This window comes from Paenibacillus sp. 01T422, from assembly GCF_056398785.1.
In genome coordinates, this window is the sequence record NZ_JBFTQB010000770.1 from 1 (window position 1) to 4148 (window position 4148).

The window sequence follows — 4148 nt, forward strand, 5'->3', positions numbered from 1 at the left end:
CAGTTTCTACCGATAATTTCTTCAATTCTACTAGTTTTCGTCCAGCTGCCGGAGAATTAGCTGTAGTCACTACCGCWATTCCGTTCCCTGCGACCAAACAGCGCCGAATAACGGTAGATTTTCCATCYAATGCTACTAAACCGCATAAATGGAGCRTCTCTCTGCAACTGGGCACAATACGCCACATGCAGCTTTCCCCCTGCAACTGGTCACAATAGTACGTTACATGGTGCATCCCCCTGCAACGGGGCACAGGAGTAGCTAGATTACTTATACTTAACGCCGATTTCTCCTGCTACTTTCCGCTGCTGATCCACTTTTGGCCAAATAACTCCAGTTTCTACCGATAATTTCTTCAATTCTACTAGTTTTCGTCCAGCTGCCGGAGAATTAACTATAGTCTCTACCGCTATTCCGYTCCCTGCCACCAAAYAGYKCCRAATAACGGTAGATYTTCCATCTATCTCAGCTGAACCKCCTARATGGTGCGTCACCTTGRAACAKGGCTCAATAGTACGCTACATGGAGCATCTCTCTGCAACTGGGCACAATAGTACGYTACATGGTGCATCCCCTTGCAACTGGGCACAATACGCCACATGCAGCTTTCCCCCTGCAACTGAGCACAGGAGTAGCTAGATCACTTAAACTTAACGTCGATTTCTCCCGCTACTTCCCGCTGCTGATCCACTTTGGCGCAAGTAGCTCCAGCTCCGCGGCTCCCCTGCCTCCAAAAAAAAAACAAGGACCTCCAAGAGGTCCTTGTCTCATTCCTTATTCCCTACCCGCTACTCCGTACCGCTCCCTGCGGAAGCCGCCTCCCGCATCGCGGACAGCGCCTCGTCCAGCGAGCCACTTCCCGCCGAAGCGGAAACCGCGCCCGCCATCTCAGCGCTGTACGCCCACCAGCGCACGCGCACATTCGACGGCTCGGACGTTTGCTGTACCTTCACGCCAATCCGGAAGGTACCCTTCTGCGGATAGGCGATCGTGCCGATCTTCACTTCCGGCGCGTCCGGCTCGAACTCCGTGCCTTTGAATACGTCAGATGCCCCGCCATACACACGCTCCCCACTGGAGAGTATGTCGGAGAAAGCATCCTCGCTGCTCTCTTCCAAGCTCGTGATGATCAGAACGTTGCCCTCGCCAAGTCCGTGCACAATCTCGCCGGAGAAAAAGCTTTTCGTCGCTTTCCCGAACGGCGACACCGAAATCTTCGTGAACGGCTCCACCGAAATATTCACGACACCGCTCACGATGCCAGCAATGCCGCTTCCACCGCCAGCTGGAATTCCCAAATCAAACGAAAGCTCGCTAATCGCTTTATCGAAATTGACCTTAAACTCCGGAGGCTGCCCCGGCGCCAATGTTTTCACTTTGGACTTCGTCACAAACTGGCCAGTCGTCTCGTCGCGGTACTCGCTCGTTCTAGCAAGTCGGTACATGACCGATGAATTGTATACATACTCGCCAAATGGTACTTGCTCAACACTCTCAATGACATAAGTCGGTCCCACTTGAATAAGGCAGATTTTGGCCAAATAAATGCAAGGTTCCGACGGAGCCTCCAAGGATGCTTCCAACGATTGTTTCACGAAATCCGTCATTAAGCGTTCCCGAACGGCATCGCCGATAACTTGAATTTCGCCGACAGATTGCGGCTGCAGCTCAAGCTGCTTGTCGTCAAGTTTCAATACAGCCGTGCTCGTCTGCACACCGATCGTCGCCTTCACACCAACACTGCTGTCCGCACGCAAAAGCACGCTCATTTCGTATTCGCTCTCTTGCAAGTCCTGCGGCTCTTCAAACAAGATCGAATTGCCGTCTATCGCTTCTACACGACTAGCTGCAAGCTCATATTGGAAAGAAATCCGCCCTACTCTAAGCGTCTTCTCAAAACGCAGCTTCATCTCAAACAATTGACCCGGATTCACATAACGAGGCGTTGTCTGAAGCACACGCAGATGCGCATCTTGGTACAACACGATCGTTTGGTCCGTCAAATTCGCCAAAGGCAGCTTCGCAGGTTCAGGCGCATCCTCTCGAATAAAAAGCCGATAGCTCTCAAGCACACGGTTATAATCATTAATTTCATCCGAACGAACGGAGGAATTGGCTACGGCGTGAACGGGCTCTTTTTCCTTTTCATCATAGGCAATACAGAGGTATACGTTCTTCGCGTACTCGTTGTTGCTGAACCCATCCATCATCGAAAGCTTCAATGTCATGGGGGAAGGGACGACAATTTCCCGGCCAAGCGCATCGATTGCAGCTCCCATTTCAACCGAAACTGACTTCTCATCAACAGCGACAACTTGCAAGCCCGTTAGCACACCAGACCCATGCAGGAGACGATTCATCATTCTGCGCTTGTCATTGAAATACTTTTGCTCGGACTCAAAATCCCTGACCGTCAGCAGCTTTCCATAGAAATACCGATTGCGCTCAAACGGGTAATAGCGTGTTTTTTTCATAAGTATCCCCTCACCTTCCAAGGCTCATTTCGTTTATTCGATTTCGGAATCCAGTTCCAACCGGGTATGTATATCCATGCGTTTATCGCGATCCACATCGATCAGCACCGTGTTGTAAGGCATCGAGGAACGCTGGTCGAGCGTTAATAACGTAGGCTCAGATAAGTAAGTATTAATCCCCAGATACGTATGCATATCCGCGTACATCCACGGCTGCAGAACGATCAATTTGCCTTCGGTATAGGCAGGCTTTTGGTCTTCAATGATTTGTTCAATCGTGAGTCGCTGTGCGTCGGTACGCACTACTTCGGGCTTCAGCATAATGCAGAAGCAGTAAGGATTATCCCCGTATAATTGGGCAAAAAGCTGTCGCAGCTCTGATGTTTCCTGCATCTGTTTGAATTGAAAATACTCCAGCAAAAATGGTTCCGTGCCCGTATAAATCTTCAGCATGTTAATCAAACCCTCGCGAGTCCCACGCAATTTGTACAGTTCAGGTGCCTGCTTCATCAATTCCCTCAGCTTCTTCTCGCCCCATGCCTCATGATCGGTAATCGCCAGCCAGCGGCCCAGCCATTCGAGATAGGTGCCAGTTACCGCATCTGGATCAAAATGAGCGGAAATATGGTCGATTTTATCCTCCATATCATCGAAAAACGTGCTGAACATCGCCAGAAAACGCTCCAGAAATGGGCTGTGCTCCTCATCCTGCTGATAAATCGGCGGTAGATAGTCGATCAGCGATGTTCTGGGAGAGTACCCTCAAGCAGCATCGTCCGCGCACGAAGATCAAGCAAGCTAATCTGACCGCTGATTCGGTCAAACACATACAGCCGATTGCGGCTGTCGTGCACCAGCGTATCCACTCGACCACGGAAATTCGTAACTTTATCGAATAACTCGCCATTACCGCGATATTTAAGAATAAACCGCTCGGTAACTCCCTCTTGCTGTGCGTATCCGCTGTCCCCTATATAGAGATTATGATTCGTATCAATGGAAATGCCAGCGAAGCGCCCTTCCTGCTCCAGTTTAAAATGCAGCGGCTCCCGGCCATCCTCATGGAACACYGTTACGGTTCTGAGGTGCGCATCCAATAAGGCCAAAGTACCCTCTGCCGCAGCAGTGAAATACCGCCCTTTCAGTGCAGAAATATCAACCGCCTCTTCCATACGGTGCATGTCATGCTCATATACGTGCATGACCTCACCTGCCGAGCTCCACTGAAGGATGCCAATCCTGCCTCCTTTGGGAACTTCCGGACTTCCATTCATACCAACCGCAATATCCAAAGGAACTGTCGTATAGAATGTTTGCTTCGTCGCTAATTTGGCGTTTACCGAGAGCGGAAACAACTCTAGCCCCTGCCACGTATCAACCGCCCACATGGTCTGCCCATTGGAGAGGGAATACACAGCAATTCTTCTTTCTGTCGTTTGCTCACTGTCTGCAATGACCAGAAGATCCGACATGGAGGCCAGCTTCGCCTGATAGCTGAACAGCCCATGCCCGTGCCGAAATAACGACTCGAGATGGCGGCTTTGATCATCATAGATCCACACATTCGAGGCCTCGTCCAGCAAAATCAGCTTCCTTCCGGCGCCAACCGTCATCTCATGAATCGGGTGAATACCTTCCAGCTCGTCTGTGCGAACGATGCGATGAATGCTGTAC

Annotated in this window: 3 protein-coding genes; all 3 read right to left on the bottom strand. The window is 50.6% G+C overall.

The window, feature by feature from the left end:
• Nucleotides 1–788 precede the first annotated feature (788 nt).
• A complete protein-coding gene (locus tag AC1DUA_RS30915) occupies nt 789–2474 on the bottom strand; it encodes a hypothetical protein (RefSeq protein ID WP_477503391.1) in 1686 nt (561 codons plus the stop codon).
• 33 nt (nt 2475–2507) lie between these two features.
• A complete protein-coding gene (locus tag AC1DUA_RS30920; protein ID WP_477503393.1) occupies nt 2508–3215 on the bottom strand; it encodes a phage tail protein in 708 nt (235 codons plus the stop codon).
• Nucleotides 3212–4148, bottom strand: a 937-nt coding sequence (locus tag AC1DUA_RS30925) for an NHL repeat-containing protein (RefSeq protein WP_477503392.1), incomplete at its 5' end; no start/stop codon positions are given. The genes AC1DUA_RS30925 and AC1DUA_RS30920, both read right to left, overlap by 4 nt.

Coding starts and splice junctions, on each gene's coding strand:
- AC1DUA_RS30915 (WP_477503391.1), bottom strand. CDS start 2,474: ATGAAAAAAACACGCTATTACCCGTTTGAGCGCAATCGGTATTTCTAT.